The sequence below is a fragment of the Bacillus sp. 105MF genome (assembly GCF_000374885.1).
Taxonomy (GTDB): Bacteria; Bacillota; Bacilli; order Bacillales; family Bacillaceae_G; genus Bacillus_A; species Bacillus_A pseudomycoides.
In genome coordinates this window covers 29,289-55,227 of record NZ_KB895572.1, presented here as the reverse complement: position 1 = coordinate 55,227, position 25,939 = coordinate 29,289, and the positions used below count along the sequence as shown (strand labels likewise).

The window sequence follows — 25,939 nt, the reverse complement described above, 5'->3', positions numbered from 1 at the left end:
AAACAAATGAAATTTTTTATTGATACAGCAAACATTGATGAAATTAAAGAGGCAAATGATTTAGGCGTATTAGCAGGTGTAACAACAAATCCATCACTTGTAGCAAAAGAAGGCGTAGATTTCCATGAACGTATTCGTGAAATTTGCAGCGTTGTAACAGGACCTGTAAGTGCAGAAGTTATTAGCCTAGAATCAGATAAAATGATTGAAGAAGGAAAAGAATTAGCAAAAATTGCTCCAAACGTTGTTGTAAAAGTACCAATGACAAAAGAAGGCTTAAAAGCAGTAAAAGCATTCTCTGATTTAGGAATTCGTACAAACGTTACGTTAGTGTTCTCTGCAGTACAAGCATTGCTTGCAGCGCGTGCTGGTGCAACGTACGTATCTCCATTCTTAGGTCGTTTAGATGATATCGGTCATAATGGTATGGACTTAATTCGCCAAATCGCTGATATCTTTGTAATTCATGACATTAAAACAGAAATTATCGCAGCATCTGTACGCCATAGCGTTCACGTAACAGACGCAGCATTAAACGGTGCGCACATTGCAACAATTCCGGCAAACGTAATTGGCGCATTAGTGAAACATCCGTTAACAGATCAAGGAATTGAGAAATTCTTAGCTGATTGGGAGAAAACACAAGGGAAATAAAGTGAAACTTCCATCTGTGAAGGATTGGTCCCCGTTTATGAGGGGGAAACAAAAACTACCAAGGTTAGCATCACGTTAACCTTGGTAGTTTTTTTGTTTGTAAAATAATGAATAAAAGAATTTTCATGCAATTGTGCATATTGTCTTTTAAATTTTCTATCTAAGTTATTTAATATATAATAAATAACTCTTTTTTGTGAGTTTTTTTGATACGAGGTAAATAATCAGTACAGGGTCTGACCAGAGGACTGGAGGGCATGATTCTATAAGGGAATAATTACTATTCCATGATTATAGAACTATGTCTTTTTTATTGTATATAGAAGGGGGGATAGGTCTATATTATAGAACTTATATATATTGTGCATTCCATATTATCAATTATCTAAATTTTAAGTCTTGTTACAATTAATAAGGGAGGAAATAGTAATGAAAAGAAAAACACCGTTTAAAGTATTTTCATCTTTGGCAATCACGACAATGCTTGGTTGCACATTTGCACTTGGTACATCAGTAGCTTATGCAGAAACAACATCTCAGTCAAAAGGAAGTATTTCAACAACTCCAATTGATAACAATTTAATTCAAGAAGAGCGCTTGGCTGAAGCTTTAAAAGAACGTGGAACGATTGATCGATCAGCATCAAAAGAAGAGACACAAAAGGCTGTAGAACAATATATTGAAAAAAAGAAAGGTGATCAGCCAAATAAAGAAATTCTTCCGGATGACCCTGCTAAAGAGGCATCTGATTTCGTGAAAAAAGTAAAAGAAAAAAAGATGGAAGAAAAGGAAAAAGTGAAGAAGTCTGTAGAAAATGCTAGCTCAGAGCAAACGCCTTCACAAAATAAAAAACAGTTAAATGGAAAAGTACCAACTTCTCCAGCAAAGCAGGCTCCATATAATGGAGCTGTTCGTACAGATAAAGTACTTGTACTACTTGTAGAGTTTAGTGATTATAAACATAATAATATTGAACAAAGCCCTGGTTATATGTATGCGAACGACTTTAGTAGAGAGCATTATCAAAAAATGTTATTCGGTAATGAACCATTCACGTTATTCGATGGTTCAAAAGTAAAAACATTTAAACAATATTATGAAGAGCAGTCTGGTGGTAGTTATACGACAGATGGTTATGTAACAGAATGGTTAACTGTTCCTGGGAAAGCAGCAGATTACGGAGCAGATGGTAAGACTGGTCATGATAATAAAGGGCCTAAAGGGGCACGTGACCTTGTGAAAGAAGCCTTAAAAGCAGCAGCAGAGAAAGGATTAGATTTATCTCAATTTGACCAGTTTGATCGTTATGATACAAATGGTGATGGAAATCAAAGTGAACCAGACGGTGTAATTGATCATTTAATGGTCATTCATGCTGGGGTTGGTCAAGAAGCTGGTGGCGGTAAATTAGGTGATGATGCAATCTGGTCACATCGTTCTAAATTAGCACAAGATCCAGTTGCAATTGAAGGGACAAAGTCAAAAGTTTCATATTGGGATGGAAAAGTTGCTGCACATGATTACACAATTGAGCCTGAGGATGGTGCAGTTGGCGTATTCGCTCATGAATTTGGTCATGATCTTGGTTTACCAGATGAATATGATACGAACTATACTGGAGCTGGATCACCTGTGGAAGCATGGTCATTAATGAGTGGTGGTAGCTGGACAGGAAGAATCGCAGGGACAGAACCAACAAGTTTTTCACCGCAAAATAAAGATTTCTTACAAAAAAATATGGATGGAAACTGGGCGAAAATTGTAGAAGTAGATTACGATAAAATAAAACGTGGAGTAGGTTTCCCTACATATATTGATCAAAGTGTTACAAAATCCAATCGTCCAGGTCTTGTACGTGTAAATTTACCTGAGAAAAGTGTTGAAACAATTAAAACTGGATTTGGCAAGCATGCATACTACAGTACAAGAGGCGATGATATGCATACAACATTAGAAACACCATTGTTTGATTTAACGAAGGCAGCTAATGCGAAATTTGATTATAAAGCAAACTATGAACTTGAAGCAGAATGTGATTTTATTGAAGTGCATGCGGTGACAGAAGATGGAACAAAAACATTAATCGATAAACTAGGCGATAAAGTAGTAAAAGGTGACCAAGATACGACAGAAGGAAAATGGATTGATAAATCATATGATTTAAGTCAATTTAAAGGGAAGAAAGTGAAATTGCAATTTGATTATATTACAGATCCTGCTTTAACATATAAAGGATTTGCAATGGATAATGTGAATGTAACAGTCGATGGAAAAGTGGTATTTTCAGATGATGCAGAAGGACAAGCGAAAATGAAGTTAAATGGTTTTGTCGTTTCTGATGGAACAGAAAAGAAACCACATTATTATTATTTAGAGTGGAGAAACTATGCTGGCTCAGATGAAGGGTTAAAAGTAGGGAGAGGTCCAGTATATAATACTGGTCTTGTTGTTTGGTATGCAGATGATAGTTTTAAAGATAACTGGGTTGGCAGGCATCCTGGTGAAGGCTTCCTTGGTGTTGTTGATTCTCACCCAGAAGCTGTTGTTGGAAATTTAAATGGAAAACCAGTATACGGTAATACAGGGTTGCAAATTGCAGATGCTGCATTTTCACTTGATCAAACACCGGCGTGGAATGTAAATTCATTTACACGTGGACAATTTAATTACCCAGGCTTACCAGGTGTTGCAACATTTGATGATTCTAAAGTATACAGTAACACTCAAATTCCTGATGCGGGACGAAAAGTGCCGCAATTAGGGCTGAAATTCCAAGTTGTTGGGCAAGCAGATGATAAGTCGGCAGGAGCTATTTGGATTCGTCGTTAATAGATTAGTAATAAAATAGAAAAGTACGTTCTTCGTAGAAAGAACGTACTTTTTTATTTGTACATTAAGTTATTATTTTATTTTATGTAATACAGTGTTTACCTATATACAGTCTATCAAATGGTGTAGGGAAAAGAAATATTTCCAGGGAAATTGTCGAGACATAGTTGGCATTTATACATTTTTTTGAAAAATGAGTGAAGAGTGTATCAAGATGATTGGTATAGAAGAAAGACGAGTTTCAGCAATTTACAATGAGTAGTATTCGGATATGATTATTACTGAAAAGTAAAAAAGAACAAGCGGAATTTTTAAATATATGAAATGAAAATACATTTTTTTGATATAGAGATAAATAGAGTTTGCTCCTTTTTTGTTGTTTATAAATACATATATTTCAAGTTTTTACTGATTTTGAATCTAAAAAAATAATTATTTATAAAAAACAAAATTATATATTGATTTTGTTTTTTATTTTGAGTAAAATTCAAAGGAATTAATTAAGATAGTGATAGTTTAATAGTTTAATTGAAATCCTTTTTTAGGAAGGAAATGTAGAGGGTATTTGTAAAGTTATATATAGGGAGAGTAAAGTAATTGACAGCATTGAAAAAATTATCAGCTTTTGTGAAAAGTAGTATTGTTTTATTATGTGTAGCATGTATGTATTTTGCTATACCAACTGCACATGCAAGTGCGGAGACAGTTAAGATTTATCTTGATCCAGGTCATGGGGGAACAGATACAGGAGCGGTTGGAAATGGTTTACGAGAAAAGGATTTAACATTAGATATCGCATTACGTATTCGTAACATTTTAAATGCAGAGTATACAGGTCATGAAATTAAAATGAGTCGTACAAGTGATGTATATCCTACGCTAACACAGCGAACAACTGATGCAAATAATTGGGGAGCAAATTTCTTCTTATCTGTACATATTAACAGTGGTGGTGGCTCTGGTTATGAAGATTATAGCTATCCAAATGCAGGAGCACCAACTACGACTTACCAGAATATAATTCATCAGGAAATTATGAAAACAACTGACCTTGATGATAGAGGGATCAAAACAAATAATTTCCATGTGTTAAGAGAAACGAATATGCCAGCAGTATTAACTGAAAATGGGTTTATTGATCGAGCAGAAGATGCTCAAAAATTAGGTAATGCAACATTTAGAGAACAACTTGCAAGAGGGCATGTAAATGGTTTAGTAAAGGCATTTGGATTACAGAAGAAAACATTCTTAATTCGTGTGAAAACAGAAGAATTATATTATTATAATCAACCTGATTGGAATGCAAAGGCTGGTACTGTGAAAAAAGGTGATGTATTCACTGTTGTGGAAACGTTAACTGTAAATGGTTCAAAAATGTATAAGCTAAAATCAGGAAGCTATTTAACTGCTAATCCTTTATATATTGAGGTTTTACAATAAAGATTTGATTGAAAAAAGACAATGATGAGCTAATTCATCATTGTCTCTTTTATTTTTCCTCTGAAATAAATCATTCCAGCAAATGTGAGTAAGAATGCTGTTCCAATTACAAAGCTTACGCTCGGTGATGCCCCGATTGCTCCAACTGTAAAGGATCCAGCGACAACACCTAATGAGAAGAATGCGTAAAATAATCCGAATGCCTTCCCGCGTTTATCTTCAGTTGTATTTTCAACGAGTAAAGCATTAATAGATGGGAAGAGGATGGCGAATCCAATTCCGTAAATCATCATAACAACAAAGAGCATACCTTTTGTTGTAAATATGCCAAGTAATGATAAGGCAAGTGCCATGACTGTGATGCCAATTAGCATCATTTTTGAACGGTCAAAGCGATCATAAATACGATTTGTTGGCAGTAAGAAGAAGAGGATGGCAGTAATCCCAAATACACTTAGCATCATGCCTGTTGTAGATGCTTTGAGTGCTAGTGCTTCTACTTTTACCGGTAACATATATGTGACGATTCCTTGTGAAAACATTAATGTAAAAGCACCAATATATGCTTGTAATAATGGTTCGGATTTTAGTAATCCTATCATATCTTCTTTGTTCATCATTTGCGTCCGTGATGTGTCTTTTCTAGTCACATTGGTTGGTAATAAGAACAGGGATACGATTGTTCCGAATACCATTAAGATAGAAATCGTAACAAAGACCCACTCTACACCTGCGGTTGCTTTCATAATTCCACTGAAAGCAGGGCCAACGATAGCTGCTGTTCCGACAGCGGCACCAGATAGTGCCATTGCTTTTCCTTGTTTTGTAGATTTCGTTTGTTTAGATAGGAAAGTAAAGGCTGCAGGGATTAAGAAGCCATCACTAAATCCGTGTAAAAAGCGAACGATGAGTAATTGCTCGCCGCTTTGAACAACAGTATACAATAACACTATGAGACTCGTAATTCCCATACTCATATAGAGTACTTTCTTTGCGCCAAATTTATCAACAGATGCACCTGCGATAATATTGCCAATCATATTGGCAAACGAGTACATACCTACAACGAGACCGATAATAAGAGGAGTTCCCCCGAGGCTTTGCGCGTAAGTACTCATAATTGGTAATTGTGAAAATGTATCTAAAAACGCTACGATAACAATAAAATAAATGAAATATTTCAAGCGATGTTCACCTCTCCTCTGCTATTATGGCATAATGCGAATTTCGCCTGCAATGAAATTGAATTAACAGATGTGGAAAAAAGTACAAAGTGACAAAAAAGTGAACTTTTTTTTGTTAAAATTTAGTGAAATCCAGATTGGTTTTTTGAAATATATGGATAAGAGTACTATAATAGATTGGTAAACTTCACCAGGTTAAGTATATATACATAGAGAGGGATGCATAAAATGAAAGCATTACTTTGGCATAATCAACGTGATGTAAGAGTAGAAGAAGTTCCAGAACCAGCTGTACGATCAGGAGCAGTGAAGATCAAAGTTAAATGGTGTGGTATTTGTGGAACAGATTTACATGAATATTTAGCAGGACCTATTTTTATTCCAACAGAAGAACATCCACTAACACACGTGAAAGCACCTGTTATTTTAGGTCACGAGTTTAGTGGTGAAGTTGTTGAAATCGGTGAAGGTGTTACGAATCATAAAGTAGGGGACCGCGTTGTTGTAGAACCTATTTATTCTTGTGGTAAATGTGAAGCTTGTAAACATGGTCATTATAACGTTTGTGAACAACTTGTTTTCCACGGTCTTGGTGGAGATGGCGGTGGCTTCTCTGAATATACTGTAGTACCAGCAGATATGGTTCACCATATCCCAGATGAAATGACTTATGAACAAGGTGCACTTGTAGAACCAGCAGCAGTTGCAGTTCATGCAGTGCGTCAAAGTAAGTTAAAAGAAGGCGAAGCTGTAGCTGTATTTGGCTGTGGACCAATCGGACTTCTTGTTATCCAAGCTGCTAAAGCTGCAGGTGCAACACCTGTTATCGCAGTTGAACTTTCTAAAGAACGTCAAGAGTTAGCAAAATTAGCAGGTGCTGATTACGTATTAAATCCAGCAGAGCAAGATGTGGTAGCAGAAATCCGTAACTTAACAAACGGTTTAGGCGTAAATGTTAGCTTCGAAGTAACAGGAGTTGAAGTTGTACTTCGTCAAGCAATTGAAAGCACAAGCTTTGAAGGACAAACTGTAATCGTCAGTGTCTGGGAAAAAGATGCGACAATTACTCCAAACAACTTAGTATTAAAAGAAAAAGAAGTTGTAGGTATTCTTGGATACCGTCACATCTTCCCATCTGTTATTAAATTAATTAGCTCTGGTCAAATTCAAGCAGAGAAATTAATTACGAAAAAAATTACAGTGGATCAAGTTGTAGAAGAAGGATTTGAAGCGCTTGTAAAAGATAAAAAACAAGTGAAAATTCTTGTTTCACCTAAATAATATATAATATAGAAGAAAGTAGTCTTTTTCTAGAAATAGAAGAAGGCTACTTTTTTTGTGGATAGAAAGGTGATAGACTTTCCTTTGACTAAATTGTTTAAGTAGGAAGGGAGAGTTACATGGTTTCATTTTTACTAACTTTGAAACGAATGCTAAAAGCTTGTTCAAGAGCGTGGAAAGATAAAGAATTTCAAGTGTTATTTGTATTAACGATTATAACGTTACTATCAGGGACTATTTTTTACAGTACGGTAGAAGGATTACGCACGATTGATGCATTATATTTTAGCGTTGTTACATTAACGACAGTTGGCTATGGAGATTTTAGCCCGCAAACAGACTTTGGAAAAATCTTTACGATTTTCTATATTTTCATTGGAATTGGTTTAGTGTTTGGATTTATTCATAAGCTAGCAGTAAATGTTCAATTATCAAGTATATTATCAGGGCGAAAGAAAAAATAGAAGCAATCAGGATATGCACCTGATTGCTTCTATTTTTTACAATATTTTAGCTGTTTCTTTGCAGGAATTTAATATTCGTTTACTATAATGCAAATGAAACATATTATCCATAGAATTATAATAATGTGAATGTTCGTATAATTTATTTTCTCAATAGAAATGAGTAGAAAGGTGGGATATTCTAATCGTAGGTTAACCATATGGTTTGAATTACATATTCCAAGTAAATTAAATATAAACGGAGGTTTTCATATGAAAAAGAAAGTATTAGCCTTAGCAGCAGCTATTACATTAGTAGCACCATTGCAAAGTGTAGCGTTTGCCCATGAAAATGAGGGCGGAAATAAGGTAAGAGTAATTCAATATTGGTCTGCTGAAGATAAACATGCAGAAGGTGTAAACTCCCATTTATGGATTGTCAATCGTGCAATTGATATTATGTCTCGTAATACAACGGTTGTAAAACAAGATCAAGTTGCATTATTAAATGAATGGCGTACAGAGTTAGAGAATGGTATATATGCTGCTGATTATGAAAACCCTTATTATGATAACAGTACATTTGCTTCTCATTTCTACGATCCTGATACAGGGAAGACATATATACCTTTTGCTAAGCAGGCAAAAGAAACTGGGGCTAAATATTTTAAACTTGCTGGTGAAGCCTATCAAAAGCAAGAAATAAAACAAGCATTCTTCTATTTAGGCTTATCGCTTCATTACTTAGGAGATGTAAATCAACCAATGCATGCAGCAAACTTTACAAATCTTTCTTATCCACAAGGTTTCCACTCCAAATATGAAAATTTTGTAGATACAATAAAAAATAATTATAAAGTGGCTGATGGAAATGGATATTGGAATTGGAAAGGAGTAAATCCTGAAGACTGGATTCATGGAGCGGCTGTAGCTGCTAAGCAAGATTATGCTGGTATTGTAAATGGCACTACAAAAGATTGGTTCGTAAGAGCGGCAGTTTCACAAGAATATGCAGATAAATGGCGTGCAGAAGTTACACTAACAACAGGAAAACGTTTAGTAGAAGCACAGCGTGTCACAGCGGGATATATTCAGCTTTGGTTTGATACATATGTAAATCGCTAGAATGCTTGGTTACTTCTTAGTTAAAAAACATACACGTATAATGATTCATGATCCAGTACAGGTAATCACTTCTATTGAAATAGTTAAAAAGTTTCTTCGTAAAGAAGAAACTTTTTTTGTTTAGACACAGGAAAATGATAGTTTCTTTCCAATATGTATAAGACATATATATAGAAGGGGAGAGAACAATGTGGAGCGTAACATATTTCAAAAGGTTCCCTTACCATGCGCATTTCTTGATGAAGAAGCGTTAGAAAGAAATATTGAGTCAATTGTTCAATTGTGCGGAGGAAAGAAAGTTCGTATTGCTAGTAAATCGTTACGATCTGTTCCAGTGATGAAGAAAATTTTAGCCTCTAATAGTTGTTTTCAAGGCATTATGTGTTTTTCACCACGAGAAGTAATATTCTTAATAAAACAAGGATTTAATGATTTGTTGCTTGGATATCCTGTACATGATGAACAAGCACTTCAGGAAATTAGTTTGCTTACAAAACAAGGATTTATAATCACTTGTATGGTAGATTGCATAGAACATATTGCTTATTTAGAGAAAATTGCAATAGAAACAGGTGGACGCTTTCGAATTTGTATTGATATCGATATGAGTAGTCATTTTTTTCAGTTTCATTTTGGTGTTAGACGTTCTCCTATACGTACTACCTCTGAGGCTTTAAACGTTATTGAAAAAGCAATTCAATCTTCCGTTTTACAAATAGACGGTGTAATGGGCTATGAGGCACAGATTGCAGGAGTTGGGGACGATGTACCAAAGCAAGGTTTTAAAAATAAAATAGTTTCTTATTTAAAGAGAAAATCTGTATTTGAAGTGATGGAACGTAGACAGAGCGTTGTACGAGCATTGCAAGAACAAGGAATTACACTTCGTTTTGTAAATGGAGGAGGCACAGGAAGTATAAAAACGACAATGCAAGATGAATCCGTTACAGAGATTACAATAGGTTCTGCTTTTTACTCTCCCAAGCTCTTTGATTACTATAAAGATATTAGATTTGAACCAGCTGTTGGCTTTGCGTTGCCGATTGTTAGACAACCAAGCCAACATATATATACTTGCCTCGGTGGCGGATATATGGCTTCAGGAGCAGTTGGGAAAGACAAACAGCCTGAGATTTGGGAGCCAAGTGGGGCAAAGTTGTTAGCTTTAGAGGGAGCTGGAGAAGTACAAACGCCCGTTTATTATGATGGTTCAGAACATCTAACGGTTGGGGATGGCATGTTATTTCGGCATAGTAAAGCCGGAGAACTATGTGAGCGTTTCTCATCGTTACATCGTATTGTAGGTAACAAAGTGATAGGGGAGTATTCAACATACCGGGGGGATGGCCAATGCTTTCTGTGAAAGGGCAGAAATGGAGAAATTGGGCAGGGAATGTAGAAGGGAATCCACAATATACGATGTATCCAAAAAATATACAAGATGTGATAGAAGTAGTAAAGTTTGCAAAGGAACAGGGAAAGAGAATTCGTGTTGTTGGATCAGGACACTCCTTTACACCTCTTGTTCAAACAGAGGAAATTCTAATTTCTTTAGATGAGCTACAAGGGATAGTAGACGTGGATTCACAATCATTCATAGTAGAAGTATGGGGCGGAACAAAGTTATATAACTTAGGAAAACTGCTGGAAGACAAAGGATACGCGCAGGAAAATTTAGGAGATATTGATTCGCAATCTATTGCAGGAGCAATTAGTACAGGAACGCATGGAACAGGTATTCAATTTGGTAGTTTGGCAACACAAGTAGTAGAAGTTACAGCTGTGCTGGCATCTGGAGAAATTATTGTTTGTTCTGAGAAAGAGAATCCTGAATTTTGGAAGGCATTTCAGTTATCTCTTGGTATGCTGGGAATCATTGTAAAAGTTAAATTAAAAGTCATTCCAGCTTATTCACTTATCTATGAAAGCAGAAAGGAATCATTTTCTACTGTAATAAACAAACTAGAGGAATATAAGCAACATCGTCATTTTGAATTTTTTGTGTTTCCGTATTCAGATGATGTCCAAGTGAAAATTACAAATGAAACAGCAGAGAAAGGGATAGATTTAAAGTGGCATAAGATCAAGACAGAACTACTTGAAAATATAGCTTTTTCATTATTGTCTAAAGGATGCAAGTGGATTCCTTCTATAAGTAAAGGAGTTAGTAGACTGTCAGCAAAGGCAGTGCCGAGTGCGAAAACAATTGGTCCAAGTTATCAAATATTTGCTACATCTCGTAATGTTCGTTTTTATGAAATGGAGTATAGTGTCCCAGCGCAGTATATGAAAGATGTAGTAGGGGAAATTTACAACCTCATTGAAAAGAAGAAATTCCAAGTTCATTTTCCAATTGAATGTCGTTATGTAAAGGGAGATGATATATGGATAAGTCCTGCTTATAGAAGAGATTCAGCGTATATCGCTGTGCATATGTATAAAGGAATGAAATATGCTGCGTACTTTACAGCAATAGAACATATTTTTCAAAAGTACGAAGGGCGTCCACATTGGGGGAAAATGCATACAATGCGATATGAACCATTACAATGTGTTTATCCAAAGTTAAATTCTTTCTTGGAAGTTAGAGGAAAGGTAGATCCAATGGGGATGTTTTTAAATCCATATGTAGCAAAAATGTTTTCTATTTATGAAAAAAGCTGACAAATTATTTGTCAGCTTTTTGGAGTGTAATTGCATTTCGTGTATGGCTTATATGCTCATAAAATAATAATTTATCTCTTCATTATACATGTAATAGGACATGTATAATGAAGAGACCATTAATTGAGAACATAAACAGTAATATAATGAGCATAGTTAATGGAGTAGTCTGATTCAATATGGAACTACTAGAGAGAATATAGTTCATTCCACCTAAAACAAAATAGAACAGGCCGTAACGAATAAATAATTCTTTAATGGTAATTCGCTCATTTTTACCTTTTATATGAATACGAAGCAACGCTTTACCAATTGTTTTTCCGTTCGTCAAATACGGAATGACGATGAAATAAATGAAGACCGCACATAGGGTGAAAATAAGTTCATATAGATTGGTATAAGACTGGATACTAGAAATGAAAATAGAATTCCCTTTATTTTTTATAACTGGTACAACAATAGATAAGAAAATCCAATCAATTTGCAGTGCGATAAGACGACGAATAAATCCAACTGGTTTCGTAGCTAAATCGACATGTGCATCTAATTCATTTGATTTAGGAAGGAAGTACGTGAATATCGGTGCGATGAAATAACCAATTGCTCCCCCAAGTGTATTTAAAAATAAATCATCGACATCAAATAAACGATATGCGCAATTGTATATACCGTATAATCCAGTCACTTGTGTTATCTCAAAAAATAGTGAGAGACAAAGTGAAAAGAAGATTGTTTGTAAAAAAACAAGGCGGAAATAGTAACGTAAATATATGCCGATTGGAATCGTTAATAGTGCATTGAATGCGACTTGTAAAAAAGCAGATTCTTTTAATAAATAGAAATAGGTAGCTGGTTTGGCTAATACTGCTGCTGTATGGTTGCTGATTTCTTGAATGAAATAAAACGGTACAAGCTGAACATGCTGTGTACTAGCTGGCTGCAAGCTACATGTATCATAGGTTTGTGGCAGCGGTAAGATGACAAGAAAATAAGCGTTTAACAAGTAAAGCAGTAAAGAATATAAAATAAATGAACGCCATTTATTTAAATAGCCATATTTTCTGTAATTAAATATTAAAAATGGAATCAATAGAATCATTGCTAAAAAGGGGAATAGAATAAATGCTGTTTTAATTGGAAATAAATAAGCTGTCAAAATGTGGCTCCTTTCAAAAAAAATCGGAATCTATTATAGCTTTAATAAAATGTAAAATCAAATTTTATTTTTTAGAGACCGAGTTGTTTCGATAGGAAAGAGGGATGAAGAAGAGCCTTACTGCAAATTTGCAGAAGGCTCTTTTAGTGTAAATATTTAACATGCGTAGCATGGGATTTTGATGAGAGAATATAGCTTTTGAATTGTTGTTTCCATGGCATCGTTGTAGTTTCCTGTTTTTGAGAAATCCACTCATGATAATCTTGTTGTGTTTTCCATAATATACGAATCATATATTCATTCCCATGCTCAGTACGTTTCATGCGAGAAAATTCTAGATTAATAAACCCATATGTACCGGAGTTTGGATAGTATTCTTGTAGAGAACGAATAATTTGTTCTTCATAGCCGAATTTAATATGAATAAGTTTTGTAACAATAAACATGATTGCACCCCTTTTGTATTTGTAGTAGTAAATTAAATTGAATATCCTGTTTCAGTCACAACATGTGCAATCCTCCTATTATGCTTACGAGGTTATAGAGGTATCTTTAACGTAGATTTATCATGCTCGTAATTCATTTTTATAATGTAGGATGCATTCAATATTATACTATTCTGAAAATTTAAAGTAAATAAAAGGAAGACGACAAATTTTTTATAAAAAAGAGCGCCCTATTTAGTAGGACAACTCTTTCAGCTTTATAGGAAAATAATAGTGAGTACTCCCACGATGACACAATAAAAAGAGAAATATTTTAAATTCCCTTTCACCATCAAATGTAAGGGAAAATGAGAGTTAAACCATATAAATCTATTTCGATTTTTCAATATATAAGTCACGGTTACGAAGAATAAAAAAGTGATCTGCACTTATTTTTTTTCTTTTTTAGATTGGTATGGGGCAAGGGAAGAATTTGACTGCTTCTATGCATGGCTTGATGCTCTCTTCCGCCCAAAAAGAAAGGTTTTATGATGGTTTTTCAATTTAGATTTATATAATTTATAGAAGGTTGTCATATGTTGTCAACAGACTAATTTTGTATCAGTAAGGTTTCTACAGGATTTGACAATATTTTTAATGTCGTGTAATCTTTTGTTTCTAATATACGAATTTACATTTTGTAAGATTTGTATGAAAATCAGTTGTTAAAAGTTAAGAATTCATTACATTTTATGGGTTGTTTTCATTTTTTTGTCATGAAAAATAAAGTGTATTTAATGAGTTTGTAAACAAACTGTAAAACAAATCATGTATAACTGTATGAGAAGGGAGTCGGATTATGAACTATTTTAAGCGAATCAGTAGTCTAGTATTAGCAGGAATTATTGGTCTTTCTAGTACAGTCGCTGTAAAAGCTGAGTCAAACGACGAGAAACTGGACAACATGCAACAGCAATTGCAGCAGAATAACAATGATATTCAGCAAAAAGAACAAGAGAAGCAAGCTGTTAATAAAGAAATACAAGGTATTGAAAGTGAACTACATAATTTAAATAATACAATTACAAAAAACAAAGAGGACCAAGCTGCTATTCAAAGTAAAATCGATGAAACGCATAAGCAAATTGAACAGAAAAAGCAAGAGATTATCGTTTTAGAGGATAAAGTACTTGCTCGTAAAGATATTATGAAAAAACGTATGGTTTCTGTTCAAAATAGCTCAAATACGAGTTTAGTAGTAGAAGTTGTAGTAGAATCAAAGAATTTTGCTGATTTCTTACAACGTATGAATGCAGTATCTACAATCCTAGATGCAGATAAAGAGATTTTACGTCTGCAAGAACAAGATCTTCGTCAAATTGAAGAAGACAAAAAAGCAATTGACGAAAAAGAAGCGTCTTTAGTAGTAGACAAACAAAAATTAGCAAAAGCACAAGCGGATTTACAAGAAAACTTGAAAAAGCGTCAAGAAAACTTACAAGCTGTGCAAGCAAAATATAATCAAATTGCAAGTCAAATTAATTTAGCTGAACAAGAAAAAACAAAAATTGAATCAAGTATGAAAGAAGTACAAGAAACAATTGCTCGTGAGCAAGAAGCTGCAAGATTAGCAGCGGAAGCTCAAGCAAAAGCAGAAGCAGAAGCAAAAGCTGCGAAAGAAGCAGAAGCAAAAGCAATAGCAGACGCGGCTAAGCAAACAGCACCAGCGCCTAAGCAAGCTGAAAGTGGAAAAACACCATCTACTCCTCAGCCAGAGCCAAAACCGGCTAAAGGTGGGCGTGAAATTTATGTATTGGCAACTGCTTATACAGCTGATCCTTCTGAAAATGGAAATAAGCCAGGTGAAACTGTAAAATCTAAATTGGGTCATAACTTAACTGCAAACCCAGGAATGAAATTAATTGCTGTAGATGATGCGGTTATTCCATTGGGATCTCGTGTATTTGTTGAAGGATACGGTGAAGCAATTGCCGGGGATACTGGCGGAGATATTAAAGGTCATAGAATTGATGTATTAATGCCAGATAAAGCTTCTTCTAGTGCTTGGGGACGCAGAACGGTTAAAGTTACAATTTTAAATTAAAATCAAATCCAACTTTACATCTGGTAAAGTTGGATTTTTTTACGAAATAAATGTTAAGTTGAGTTTACATTTTGTAAAGCTTAGCATACAATGATGGTGAGAGGTGGTAAATTTGACCATTTACAATAGAGTGAAGGAGCTAAGAGCCCGTTTTAACTTTACGCAGAGCGTATTAGCTGAAAAAGTTGGCGTAACAAGGCAAACGATTGCAGCGATTGAAAAGGGTGATTACGTTCCATCGTTGTTATTAGCACTGACGATTTGTGATGTATTTGATTTAAAGATGGAGGATGTGTTTGTTTTAAATAAGGAGGGAGAAAAAAGTGAATAGAATCATTTTGTCTTATGTGGTGAATGTGTTATTTATCGGATTAGCTAGCTGGGCATTTATTGAACTCTATTATTTTGAGGTGGAATTTGCAAATATTATTCAAACAGAGAAAGTGCCATTTGAAATATCGATGAGCATCACACCGTTTTTATTGTTATTAATTGTAGCTGTTGTATCAACTATTTTTTATAAAGTTCAAAAGAAGAAATATAAGAAATTATCTTTTTGGATGTTTCCCTTGTTATTTCCACAAGATGATGAGCGGGAAGAAATCATTACAGCAAAAGCATGTCGTACGACTTTTATGGCGCTTTGGTATGTTATGCCGACTGCAGCTGCATTGCTTGTTATATATCCGATTGTAACCCCGTATATTCCTGCGTACCCATTATATGTTGTTTTTTTAATCTTCTTTATACAAATGACTGTATTCCATATTTCACTTTATCGAAATAAATTTGCTTGAAGACGTGCCGCGTGCACGTCTTTTTTTGTAATAAACATTCTATTTTTTACAAAAAATTAATGTGTGTCGAAGTGAAGATTTACAAATATTTTTTATGATAGAAATTGGACGTATCGAATAAAGGGAGTGGGGAAATGAAAAAGGCGTTCTTATACGGTGGGATGATTGCAAGTGTATTATGGACAGGAAATGATGTGAGTGCAGAAACAATAGACAAGGACGCACAAAAGGTTGTGAATAAAATAGATACGTTACCAAAGGGGAGTATATCTAACCCAGCGTATCGCGGGAAAGTGGAACAGATGGTGACGGACTTTATTGGCAAAAAACATAAGGATACAAAAGTTAATCGAATTGCCTCATTTCAAATGCCAAATGGGAAGGCTGAAATTACAGCATCAACACCTGATGGGAATACACTTGTTGTTACGGAAGCAGATTTAGGACAAATTCAGATTCTATCAATTGCAGATTTAGAGAATATAAAAGTATTAGGAAATGTGATTTTTAAAGAAATTCATTCAGAAGCAGAAGTAACGAGTGTAACGGTTACACCAGACGGAAAGTACGCATTGGCTGCTTTTCGAACTGGAGATAACGTATATTATGCAAATAAGGGACAAGTGGCGGTAGTGGATTTAGCAGCGCAGAGAGTTGTAAAAACGTATGAAGTAGGTGTAGGGCCAGATTCAGTAGCGTTAACAGCAGATGGAAGAACACTTATTATTTGTAATGAAGATGAAGAAAACGATCCAAATGATGAAAATGAAGTGAATATGAAAAAAACAAAACGACCAGGAAGTATTTCTATGATTACATTTCCTGACGGTGATGTCATGCGCGGGGAACATATTGAGCTTCCAATCCATATGAGTAACATTAGTAATGGAGCAATCTATAAGCATGATCCGCAGCCGGAGTATGTAGCGATTAGCCCAAAAGGAGATAAAGCAGCTGTTACATTACAAGAAAATAATGCGGTAGCAATTGTAAATATTGTAGAAAAACGAATTGAAAATATATTTGGTCTTGGCATCACAACACATAAAGCAGATTTAAAAAAGGGTGGTACCGTATCTTTTCAAGATGAGATGACTGCACGCCTAGAACCAGATGGTGTGACATGGGACCCGTCTGGGCGATTTCTCATTACTGCTAATGAAGGGGATCTTGGTAAAAATGAATTTAAAGATGGCGTGAAATCAGGAGGGAGAAACATTTCTGTATGGAGTCAGGCTGGGTCTCTTGTGTACGATAGTATGAATCTTATTGATGAAAAAGTAGCGGCTGTTGGTTTATATCCTGATAGCAGAAGTGAGAATCGCGGAAGTGAAGTGGAAAATGTAGCGACTGGTATGATAAAAGGAAATCCTATTTTAGCAGTGGCTGCTGAAAGGGCGAATGCTGTATTGTTTTTTGATATAACAATTCCGATGTTCCCGGTTTATATTGGACTTGCCCCATCAGCTGGGGCTGCACCGGAAGGGATTCATAAAGTAAACAGTCGAGATGTATTTGTGAGCGCGGATGAAGCAGATGGAGTGTTAAGTTTTTACCGTATCAGTAAATAAATTTCTTTTCCTTTTCGTCTCGCACTTGTACATATAGTCATCTTACTTTATCATCTTATATAGAAGTAAGATTTTGTAAAGGGAAGGAATTATGTATGAATAAGAAGAGAATATATAGTATACTAGCAGTTCTTTTATTTGTTGTAGGTGGCATTTTAATTGGTAAACCATTTTATGACGGATATATGGCAGAGAAGAAGCAAACAGAAAATGTACAAGCTGTTCAGAAGATGGAATATCAAAAACAGGATACGAAATTTGTAGACGCATCTAAAATTGACCAACCTGATTTATCAGAGGTAGCGAATGCATCATTAGATAAAACACAAGTAATTGGTCGTATTGAGATTCCAAGTATTTCACTGAAATTACCTATTTTAAATGCTTCTACCGAGAAGAATTTATTATCAGGAGCAGCAACTGTAAAAGAGAAGCAAGAGATGGGAAAAGAAAATTATGCATTGGCAGGACATAACATGTCAAAAAAAGGTGTTTTGTTTAGCGATGTATCTTCGTTAAAAAAGAACGATAAAATCTATTTATATGATAATAAAAATGAGTATGAGTACGTTGTTACGAATGTGTCAGAAGTAACACCTGATAAATGGGAAGTAGTAGAAGATCACGGGAAAACAGAAGTTACACTTATTACATGTGTGTCTGTATCTGATAACTCGAAGCGTTTTGTTGTTACTGGGGAGTTTGTAAAAGCGAAGAAAAAAAGCTGAGGGAGTAATCCCTCAGCTTTTTTAGTCCATCCATTTTACCAGTTTTTTAGAAAGCAGTAATAAAACACATCCTAAAACAATAGCGACTGCTCCTATAACTGTGAATACTTCTGAATATCCAAGTGAAGTTGTAAAACTAGCGAGTTGACCACCTAAAATGTTGGCGACCCCTGAACTAGCGAGCCAAACGCCCATCAGTAATGAAGCGAGTTTTACTGGTGCAAGGGAACTGACCATTGATAATCCAACAGGTGATAAGAACAATTCACCTAATGTGTGGAAAAGGTAAGTAAAGACAATAAATAGTAGGTTTGCTTGCTCTGTAATGTTGTGCTCATCACTACCTGTTTTTAATGTAGCGATAACAAGAACGATATAACCGATTCCAAGTAAAATCATACCGAGTCCCATTTTTGTTGGGATTTTTAAATCTCCACGTTTTGTTGTAGCCAGCTTAGCCCATAGTGCTGAAATAGCGGGAGCAAGCAAAATGATAAATAGTGGATTGACTGATTGGAACCAAGATGTTGGGATTTCCCATCCGAACACAGAACGATCAACAAACTTGTTTGTATATAACGTTAGCGAGCTACCAGCTTGTTCAAAACCAGCCCAAAAGAAGACGACGAAGCAAGTTAGAATAACGATAACTGCTGTATGTTGTTTTTCTTTTTTTGTGAGTGGTGTATTACCAGCTGTTTGTTTCCCTGATGCCGCTTGTAAATCTATTGTTGGTTTTTTACCGATATCACCAAGGTAGCGATTAGACAATGTTGTAAATAAAATTTGTCCAATAATCATACCGATTGAGGCAGCTAAGAATCCGTAACGGAAGCCGTAATGAACAACGCCATCTACTGTTGTTTTGAATAAATTTTCTGATAAAAATCCGCAAACGAGTGGAGCTAAAAATGAACCGACGTTAATACCCATATAGAAAATGGTAAATGCACTATCACGTTTTGGGTCATTTTCTTCATACAGTTGTCCAACAAGTGTAGAAATATTTGGTTTGAAGAAACCATTACCAATAATAATAAGCGCGAGTCCAAGGTATAGGCCGATTTGGTTTTGCAGGGCAAATAGCGTAAGGTTACCGATTGCCATTGTCACGCCACCTATCGTGATAGCTAAACGTCTTCCAAGAAATCGGTCAGTTAAGTATCCACCAATCATTGGAGTAAAGTAACACGCTCCAGTGTAAAAGCCATAGATAGAAAGTGCCCACCCGGGACTAAATCCTAGACCACCGCTTACTAAAGCTGTTGTTAAGTATAGTGTTAATAATCCTCGTAATCCATAGTAACTAAATCGTTCCCACATTTCTGTGAAGAAGAGTAGGTATAAACCTGGAAGATGTTTCTTGTTTCGTTGTTGTTTTTTCTCAAGTTGTATCGTTGATTCCATTTCAGTTTCCTCCTGACACAAACAAAAAACAAAGTTAATAGTTTTGTATATGTAATAGTTTACTTTATTAACTATTACATGTCAATAAAGGTTGATTTTTCAGAAGGAATTGGAAAACAGAGTGGATATAGAATGGGGATTTCTTTTGTGGTAGACTATGGACTATGTTTGTTTTAGCGTATAAGTGAAAATTGAAAAACAATGTAAAACCTTTCTTTTTAGATGGAAGAGAGCATCCGACTATGTATAGAAGCGGTTAGGGCCTTTTTTAACCCCATGCCATGGAAAACAAAAGGAGAAAACGAGTGGAGGTCTGCTTTTGTTTTCAAAGCCGTAACTGATATGTTGGAAAATCAAAATCGAGTTATATACCTCTTTTTTTAAATGGGAGAGAGCATTTGTTCATGGATAGAAGCAGTCAGATCCTTTTCCTGTCTCATGCTAAGTGAAGGCAAAGAGAGAAGATGAGTGCGAATCATCTTTTGTTAGGCGTAGCCGCAATTTATATGTGGAACAAACAAAATGTATATAGGGTGAAAAGGATTCCACTTTATATGAAAGTAAAGAAGGAGAAAGAAATGAAATCATTACAGAAAAAAGAAATTTTGCTTATGAGCCTGATGTTATTTTCCATGTTTTTTGGAGCTGGAAATCTTATTTTTCCACCTTTCCTTGGATATGAAGCGGGGAATCATGTATGGATTGCATTGTTGGGCTTTATCATATCAGCAACTGGACTTCCGATATTAGGTGTAATAGCAATCGCTAAGGCCGGAAGTTTCCAAGGACTAGCAAATCGTGTACATTCCTCTTTTGCAATTATTTTTCCTTGTTTAATTTATTTGTTTATCGGTCCTGGGCTTGGTATACCACGTGCAGGAAGTTTAGCTTTTGAAATGGGACCAGGTCAATTATTTCCTGATTCCGGTAGTGTGTTGCTACTTATCTATACAGTCATCTTTTTTAGCATTGTATATTGGCTAAGTTTATCACCATCAAAATTGATGGGGCTGTTTGGGAAACTATTAACACCTTTATTGTTATGTATGATTGCCCTTATTTTTATAAAGAGTATGATTACACCAGTAGGAGATGTTCAAGTACCAGTGGGGAACTATGGAAATACTCCGGTATTTCAAGGGTTTTTAGATGGGTATTTAACGATGGATGCTTTAGCAGCGTTAATCTTTGGAATTGTTGTGGCAAATGCTTTACGTGTAAAAGGAGTACAAGATGAAAAAGACATAGCAAAATACATGAGTATGGCAGGTATCGGTGCTGGTCTATTATTATCTCTTATTTACGTTATTCTCGGATATGTCGGATCAATAAGTGGCTCACTTGGAAAATTTGATAATGGTGCACAAGTATTAGCTCATGTGATGACTGCATTATTTGGACAGAGCGGTATGATATTATTAGGAATTATTTTTACAGTTGCTTGTTTGTGTGTATCGATCGGACTTGTTACATCTTGTAGTCAGTTTTTTACAGAAGTATTTCCAAGAGTCTCTTATAAAGTGTGGGCTTTTGTTTTAAGTGTTGTTAGTATGATTCTTGCTAATTTAGGATTAACACAAATTTTAAAAGTATCAGTCCCTATTCTTGGGTTTATTTATCCGATTGCTTTAACACTTATTATTTTAGGACTATGTCATAAGTATATCGGTAAGTATACGTATATATATCCAGTGACTATTGGACTAGTAGCGGTGTTTAGTGGAATAGATATTTTAAATCGTAACGTGCTACTTTCAAAATGGACATCTATATTAGAACACATTCCTTTATATACAGAAGGAGTAGGATGGATTATTCCAGCGATTGTAGGTGGCTGCTTAGGAATGATTGTAAGTGCTTGTATGAATAAAAAGGATTAGAAGAAAAAGGTGTTTTCTATACTGGAAAACGCCTTTTTTGTTTAATCTAATTTACCTATAAACCAAATTTCTTTGTCATTGTAATCAGAATCAGTAAAAATTTCTGTATATCCTTTTACTTGTAATTCGTTAGGTATATGTAAGCCGCATTCTTGTTCAATATCGCGTTCTTGTGGTAATGGAATCCACTGTGGTCCGTCCATGTATCTACCTAGAAAGCCTTCAAAAAATCGTTCTATTCCTTGTTTACTACATACAATTAAGATATTAGAAGCGTGTAAATTAGGAAAAGAGACAACAAAATAAATACGATACTCTTTTTCAGTTGTAGTTTTTATACGGATTAAATGCTCTACTCGATTGATTGCTGTCTGTAAATAAAATCGTTTAATCGCGTTTGATTTACGTTTTGAATGCATATAAGAAGGATTGAAGGGGAGTGGAATAGACCAGGAACTTAAAGCAGACTGTTCATTAGCATTTGGTAAAGAGTTTGTATGTATAGTCGTATATTGCAAGAAATTCCGGCATGCATGTCGTAGACCACGAGTTTTCTTTTTTGAGCCATTGTTCCCAATCGATTGTTTCAAAGCAATACCTCATAAGCAATATTTTCTATTTTTCTAGTTAAGCTGAAAAATAGAGGGGGAAATGCTATTTGTTACTATAATAGCAGAAGTTAGAAAATATTAGGAAAAATTCTCTTAAAAAATGAGTAAGCTAATAGTATGATGTAGGTAATTGGTAATTTCACCAATTATAGGTGTATTTCTGTTTTAGCAGCAAGATTAGAGGGGGGAAAGAATGAAAGAGGATTTAAACAAAAAAATAGAAGCTCTAGAAACAGCAATTGATACAATACAAGAGGCGCTCTATGAATTAAAAGTACAGCAAAGGGAAATAGAAGAAAAAGTTCAACCAGAAAGAGAGCTGAACAAACGGGAGTCTATTGAAAAGAAAGCAGAAGTCAGTATCCCCGCGCCAAATGTACGGCAAGAAGAAATAGTCGTTAGTCAAGAAAGTGTGGAGGAATCAGAAGTAAAACAAGTAGATATATCTGCGTTTAAGCCTGAACCATTTGATATTATAAAATTTTGTCAAACATGGCTACCACGTATTTTCGTTGCAATTATGCTACTTGGGGTAATTTGGCTATTTAAAGCGGGAGTAGATGCGGGATTACTTACTCCAGCAATTCGTATTGTATTTGGCGTAGTATTATCAGTTGGTTTGTACTATGTAGGTGATCTGCAAATAAAACAGGAACGTCAAGCATTAGGGTTAGTATTAGCTGGGGGGAGTATTACAGGTATTGTTTTAACGACATTCGCTGCACATTATTTGTATCATTTCTTTCCGGCAACCATTGCATTTATATTAAATATTATTTGGATTATACTTGGCATCTATCTAGCTAAGCGATATCAATCAGAGTATCTCGCTATATTTGTATCTGTAGGTGCCTTTTTTGTACCGTTCTTATTAAATAGTACAACACCTAATTCTTACATTTTCTTTGGATATGAAGTAATATTAACGATTAGTTTATTATGGTATGCGTATAAGAACCGTTATCAATATTTATATATGGTGTCTTATTGTGTTTCTGTACTTGTAACGTTTGTCTTCTTTGTCATTATGACAGTGTTACTAGGAAATTTAAATGTACAATTAACAGTTGTGTATGGATTCATTCATATTACACTTTTTTGGCATATGTTTATGAACCGAAGTTTTATTTATCAACCTAGAATGGCGTTGTTTAGTGCGAATGCAATCTTCTTTATTATCGCAATTGTAAAAATTCCAGACTTTACAACATGGGGATTATTGATTAGTACAATTGTGCACGCTGTAATGTTTGTAGCTGAATATACGAAAAATAAAAAATCATTATTTACGGATCTTTTATTTGGATTTGCAATGGGATCGTTTAGTATAGCGATTTTATATGAGTTCAGCTTAGTAAATGGATCGATCGTCTTAATGTTACAAGGATTTTTAGGTGTTGTTACTTCTGTTAAATTGAAACAAGAGATTAAGTTTTATATAAGCGCTGTCATTTATGCGATTGGTATGCTTCAAACGCTCGTTAGTCCATTTGAAGCATTTATGTCAGCTGCTTTTGTAGCTCACTTCATTTTGCTTGGAACATTTTATTATGGCATGATGAGAGTGAAACCAATGTTACAACATTTTGGAAAACATGTGTATTCGATTACACTGTACGGCTTTATGGTACTTGTATTTATTACAATTACTAGAATAGGAGAGGTTTTTTCAACAAGCGGAAGTATCATTAGTGTACCTGTCTCTCTTTTATGGATGATATATGCTTTAGTTTCAGTTTGGTTTGGGCGTAATAGAAGAATGAATGAAATACTGTATGCGGGGCTAGTGGTGTTAGTTGTGACAGTGAGTAAGTTATTCTTCTTAGATTTACCAGAAGTATCAATGATGATTCGTGCAGTATTATTCTTACTTATTGGTGGACTAGGAATTGTTATTTCTAGAATGTTTTTCTCAAAAGAAAAAGATGAGTAGTAAAAAAGCAATCCATTTAGGATTGCTTTTTTATTATTTATTATTAATAGTGACAGCTTCATTATATTTTGTCGTTGTATTTTGACGAAGACGCAAAGTGGCTTGTCCAGTTGTATTTGGTGCAAGTTGTACATTTACTACTTTTTCAGCAAAACCTAGACTGTTTGTTATGAAAGAGAATGCATTACTATATTCAAAGTTAGAAGGCCAAGTACCATTTTCATTTTGGATTTTCGCAACTTGTGATCCTCCAGTTGTGAAAATTCCTAGAGAATAATTATTATATGTTGTATTTGGTAATAAGTTATTTAATTGAATTTTCACTTGGAATACTTCATTGTTTGGCAGGATACTAGGATGCGTAACTACGTAATTATTTACAGGTGTAGTTACTGTACTGCTATATCCATATGAACCTGGCTTAAATGTATTTGTATTGAACCATTTATATCCTTGATTTGGGGCGCTCCAAGGCTCTGGTTGTGGCTCAGTTGATAAATTAGGTTGCTCAAATGTTTGTAAAGGTGTTGGGTTATCAAGTTGTAAGCCATTTACTTGATCTAAACTTGTATAGGTTTCTTGTTTAGATAACCAATTAACAATATTTCCTAATAAGATAGCGTCATTTTCTTCTTTATACCCATCATATGTTTTTTTTGCTTGTCCTGTATCTTCACGAACATATTTTGGTGAGGCATCCTCAACAGGAGAAGAATCGCCGATAAATGCTGCTTTTCCAAGACCAACTTTAGCAATAGCGGCATAAGGACCTTCTGCAATACCGCCACCATTATAAACACCACTATCAACAGCGTTATTCCATTTTGATGGGTTTTCTGGAAGGTACACGATTCCTTTTGCTAATTTAGGGTTTGTAATGGCAAGTGTAGAACCAGCATGCATAGCTACTGATGAAACACCTTTCGTAATACCAAAGGATTGTTCAGGTGATACAATATTTTTGGCAGAAACATCTCCAAGCGCATTATAGCGAAAGCGAATACCAAAGTTTTGAGATAACCAATCGGAGCTTTCTACTCCTTGCATTGCTGGCGAGTTTGCTTCTTCATTAGGCATACCTTTTGCAGGGTTGTCCCATGCACCACGTCTGTATCCATTAAATACCTCTGAAGAATCCCAGCGATTCTTATTTCGGTCTGCATTATAATGATCTGCGATAAAGAAAATACTACCACCATTTTTAACATACTGTAACATAGCATCTTGTTCAGATTTTTTATAAGGAATATTTGCTTCAGGAACAATAAACACATTATAATCTTTTAAATTTTCATATGTAATAGGTGTAGATTGGCGAAGCTCTTTTACAAAATATCCATTTTTAGAAATACCATTTCCAAAATCGGAAAAACCACCATCAATGACCCAATCAGCTGTACCTGCTGTTTGCCCATGTGTATTATCAAATAATACTTTCTTCCCATTGTTTTGATTTACAACTTTTGCAGCAATTTCAGGTGCTGGATCTGTAGAACTTTCAGCGAAAGCAGGTGGAATATAAGTGCTTCCGACACTGAGTGTAATTGCTGTTGCTAAAGAAAGTTTAAGCCATTTTTTGTTCTTCATAGAAGAATCCCCCTAATAATAAATATATGTACCTTAATAATGTAATGGATTTTTTTATGAAAATAAAGATGGAAAATGTAAAATATACAAAAAATTTGTAAAAATAACATGAATTTTGTT

General features: G+C 34.9%; 20 protein-coding genes and 1 pseudogene. 15 read left to right on the top strand and 6 right to left on the bottom strand.

All coding sequences use genetic code 11. The features are described 5' to 3' along the window. Positions 1 to 6: 6 nt before the first annotated feature. The 3 genes from fsa (at position 7) to C564_RS0112480 (ending at position 4,923) form a co-directional block, all read left to right on the top strand. Positions 7 to 654 carry a fructose-6-phosphate aldolase gene (gene fsa, locus C564_RS0112490; RefSeq protein ID WP_003195186.1) on the top strand — a complete coding sequence of 216 codons (648 nt, stop codon included), beginning with the start codon at positions 7 to 9 and terminating at the stop codon, positions 652 to 654. Between the two features lie 429 nt (positions 655 to 1,083). Further along, on the top strand, positions 1,084 to 3,483 hold the full coding sequence (locus C564_RS0112485) for an immune inhibitor A (protein ID WP_018765551.1): 2,400 nt from the start codon (positions 1,084 to 1,086) through the stop codon (positions 3,481 to 3,483). Between the two features lie 597 nt (positions 3,484 to 4,080). Next, complete coding sequence (locus tag C564_RS0112480) at positions 4,081 to 4,923, top strand: N-acetylmuramoyl-L-alanine amidase (RefSeq protein ID WP_018765550.1); 843 nt, start codon at positions 4,081 to 4,083, stop codon at positions 4,921 to 4,923. Positions 4,924 to 4,952: 29 nt separating this feature from the next. Here the strand turns inward: C564_RS0112480 and C564_RS0112475 are convergent, their stop codons facing one another. After that, a complete protein-coding gene (locus C564_RS0112475) occupies positions 4,953 to 6,107 on the bottom strand; it encodes an MFS transporter (protein WP_003195178.1) in 1,155 nt (384 codons plus the stop codon). A gap of 228 nt (positions 6,108 to 6,335) precedes the next feature. On the opposite strand from C564_RS0112475, the gene bdhA reads away from it, so the two are divergent. From bdhA to C564_RS0112450, 5 genes are all read left to right on the top strand, one after another. Next, positions 6,336 to 7,388 (top strand): (R,R)-butanediol dehydrogenase, encoded by a 1,053-nt coding sequence (gene bdhA, locus C564_RS0112470; RefSeq protein WP_018765549.1) that lies wholly within the window; start codon positions 6,336 to 6,338, stop codon positions 7,386 to 7,388. A 119-nt stretch (positions 7,389 to 7,507) separates the two neighbouring features. After that, positions 7,508 to 7,852 carry a potassium channel family protein gene (locus tag C564_RS0112465; RefSeq protein WP_003195171.1) on the top strand — a complete coding sequence of 115 codons (345 nt, stop codon included), beginning with the start codon at positions 7,508 to 7,510 and terminating at the stop codon, positions 7,850 to 7,852. Positions 7,853 to 8,104: 252 nt separating this feature from the next. Next, positions 8,105 to 8,956 carry a phospholipase CerA gene (cerA, locus tag C564_RS0112460; protein ID WP_003195169.1) on the top strand — a complete coding sequence of 284 codons (852 nt, stop codon included), beginning with the start codon at positions 8,105 to 8,107 and terminating at the stop codon, positions 8,954 to 8,956. Positions 8,957 to 9,146: 190 nt separating this feature from the next. Next, positions 9,147 to 10,319 (top strand): amino acid deaminase/aldolase, encoded by a 1,173-nt coding sequence (locus C564_RS0112455; protein WP_003195167.1) that lies wholly within the window; start codon positions 9,147 to 9,149, stop codon positions 10,317 to 10,319. Continuing rightward, a complete protein-coding gene (locus C564_RS0112450) occupies positions 10,307 to 11,620 on the top strand; it encodes a D-arabinono-1,4-lactone oxidase (RefSeq protein WP_018765548.1) in 1,314 nt (437 codons plus the stop codon). Before C564_RS0112455 ends, C564_RS0112450 begins: the two co-directional genes overlap by 13 nt. 4 nt (positions 11,621 to 11,624) lie before the next feature. Here the strand turns inward: C564_RS0112450 and C564_RS33470 are convergent. Beyond that, positions 11,625 to 12,776, bottom strand: a pseudogene (locus tag C564_RS33470) (VanZ family protein). A gap of 143 nt (positions 12,777 to 12,919) precedes the next feature. Further along, positions 12,920 to 13,222 carry a hypothetical protein gene (locus C564_RS0112440; RefSeq protein WP_003195160.1) on the bottom strand — a complete coding sequence of 101 codons (303 nt, stop codon included), beginning with the start codon at positions 13,220 to 13,222 and terminating at the stop codon, positions 12,920 to 12,922. A gap of 838 nt (positions 13,223 to 14,060) precedes the next feature. On the opposite strand from C564_RS0112440, the gene C564_RS0112435 reads away from it, so the two are divergent. The 5 genes from C564_RS0112435 to C564_RS0112415 all read left to right on the top strand — a co-directional run bounded on the left by C564_RS0112435 (position 14,061) and on the right by C564_RS0112415 (position 18,401). Continuing rightward, the gene (locus C564_RS0112435) at positions 14,061 to 15,305 is read left to right on the top strand and encodes a PcsB-like coiled-coil domain-containing protein (RefSeq protein ID WP_018765546.1); all 1,245 of its coding nucleotides are present in this window, start codon (positions 14,061 to 14,063) and stop codon (positions 15,303 to 15,305) included. 103 nt (positions 15,306 to 15,408) lie between these two features. Then, positions 15,409 to 15,636 carry a helix-turn-helix transcriptional regulator gene (locus tag C564_RS0112430; protein WP_078211672.1) on the top strand — a complete coding sequence of 76 codons (228 nt, stop codon included), beginning with the start codon at positions 15,409 to 15,411 and terminating at the stop codon, positions 15,634 to 15,636. Further along, the gene (locus C564_RS0112425) at positions 15,629 to 16,102 is read left to right on the top strand and encodes a hypothetical protein (protein ID WP_018765544.1); all 474 of its coding nucleotides are present in this window, start codon (positions 15,629 to 15,631) and stop codon (positions 16,100 to 16,102) included. Before C564_RS0112430 ends, C564_RS0112425 begins: the two co-directional genes overlap by 8 nt. Before the next feature lie 134 nt (positions 16,103 to 16,236). Next, the gene (locus C564_RS0112420) at positions 16,237 to 17,673 is read left to right on the top strand and encodes a WD40 repeat domain-containing protein (RefSeq protein ID WP_018765543.1); all 1,437 of its coding nucleotides are present in this window, start codon (positions 16,237 to 16,239) and stop codon (positions 17,671 to 17,673) included. 95 nt (positions 17,674 to 17,768) lie between these two features. Further along, positions 17,769 to 18,401 carry a class A sortase gene (locus C564_RS0112415; protein ID WP_003195147.1) on the top strand — a complete coding sequence of 211 codons (633 nt, stop codon included), beginning with the start codon at positions 17,769 to 17,771 and terminating at the stop codon, positions 18,399 to 18,401. Positions 18,402 to 18,422: 21 nt separating this feature from the next. Here the strand turns inward: C564_RS0112415 and C564_RS0112410 are convergent, their stop codons facing one another. Further along, positions 18,423 to 19,808, bottom strand: a complete 1,386-nt coding sequence (locus C564_RS0112410) for a peptide MFS transporter (RefSeq protein ID WP_018765542.1) — start codon at positions 19,806 to 19,808, stop codon at positions 18,423 to 18,425. A gap of 578 nt (positions 19,809 to 20,386) precedes the next feature. Here C564_RS0112410 and brnQ1 point away from each other — a divergent pair. Beyond that, a complete protein-coding gene (gene brnQ1, locus C564_RS0112405) occupies positions 20,387 to 21,688 on the top strand; it encodes a branched-chain amino acid transport system II carrier protein BrnQ1 (protein ID WP_422109948.1) in 1,302 nt (433 codons plus the stop codon). 41 nt (positions 21,689 to 21,729) lie between these two features. Here brnQ1 and C564_RS0112400 read toward each other — a convergent pair whose 3' ends face one another. Beyond that, the gene (locus C564_RS0112400) at positions 21,730 to 22,278 is read right to left on the bottom strand and encodes a DUF3916 domain-containing protein (RefSeq protein WP_018765540.1); all 549 of its coding nucleotides are present in this window, start codon (positions 22,276 to 22,278) and stop codon (positions 21,730 to 21,732) included. A 214-nt stretch (positions 22,279 to 22,492) separates the two neighbouring features. Here C564_RS0112400 and C564_RS0112395 point away from each other — a divergent pair, with 214 nt between their 5' ends. Beyond that, entirely contained in the window at positions 22,493 to 24,232 is a 1,740-nt protein-coding gene (locus tag C564_RS0112395) for a DUF2339 domain-containing protein (protein WP_018765539.1), read from the top strand. Between the two features lie 33 nt (positions 24,233 to 24,265). Here the strand turns inward: C564_RS0112395 and C564_RS0112390 are convergent, their stop codons facing one another. After that, a complete protein-coding gene (locus tag C564_RS0112390) occupies positions 24,266 to 25,819 on the bottom strand; it encodes a hypothetical protein (protein WP_003195292.1) in 1,554 nt (517 codons plus the stop codon). Positions 25,820 to 25,939: the final 120 nt, after the last annotated feature.

Bases quoted from the DNA above. Each gene is read 5' to 3' on its own strand.
- fsa (WP_003195186.1), top strand. From the start codon at position 7: ATGAAATTTTTTATTGATACAGCAAACATTGATGAAATTAAAGAGGCA.
- C564_RS0112485 (WP_018765551.1), top strand. From the start codon at position 1,084: ATGAAAAGAAAAACACCGTTTAAAGTATTTTCATCTTTGGCAATCACG.
- bdhA (WP_018765549.1), top strand. From the start codon at position 6,336: ATGAAAGCATTACTTTGGCATAATCAACGTGATGTAAGAGTAGAAGAA.
- C564_RS0112465 (WP_003195171.1), top strand. From the start codon at position 7,508: ATGGTTTCATTTTTACTAACTTTGAAACGAATGCTAAAAGCTTGTTCA.
- cerA (WP_003195169.1), top strand. From the start codon at position 8,105: ATGAAAAAGAAAGTATTAGCCTTAGCAGCAGCTATTACATTAGTAGCA.
- C564_RS0112450 (WP_018765548.1), top strand. From the start codon at position 10,307: ATGCTTTCTGTGAAAGGGCAGAAATGGAGAAATTGGGCAGGGAATGTA.
- C564_RS0112440 (WP_003195160.1), bottom strand. From the start codon at position 13,222: ATGTTTATTGTTACAAAACTTATTCATATTAAATTCGGCTATGAAGAA.
- C564_RS0112435 (WP_018765546.1), top strand. From the start codon at position 14,061: ATGAACTATTTTAAGCGAATCAGTAGTCTAGTATTAGCAGGAATTATT.
- C564_RS0112420 (WP_018765543.1), top strand. From the start codon at position 16,237: ATGAAAAAGGCGTTCTTATACGGTGGGATGATTGCAAGTGTATTATGG.
- C564_RS0112415 (WP_003195147.1), top strand. From the start codon at position 17,769: ATGAATAAGAAGAGAATATATAGTATACTAGCAGTTCTTTTATTTGTT.
- C564_RS0112410 (WP_018765542.1), bottom strand. From the start codon at position 19,808: ATGGAATCAACGATACAACTTGAGAAAAAACAACAACGAAACAAGAAA.
- brnQ1 (WP_422109948.1), top strand. From the start codon at position 20,387: ATGAAATCATTACAGAAAAAAGAAATTTTGCTTATGAGCCTGATGTTA.
- C564_RS0112395 (WP_018765539.1), top strand. From the start codon at position 22,493: ATGAAAGAGGATTTAAACAAAAAAATAGAAGCTCTAGAAACAGCAATT.
- C564_RS0112390 (WP_003195292.1), bottom strand. From the start codon at position 25,819: ATGAAGAACAAAAAATGGCTTAAACTTTCTTTAGCAACAGCAATTACA.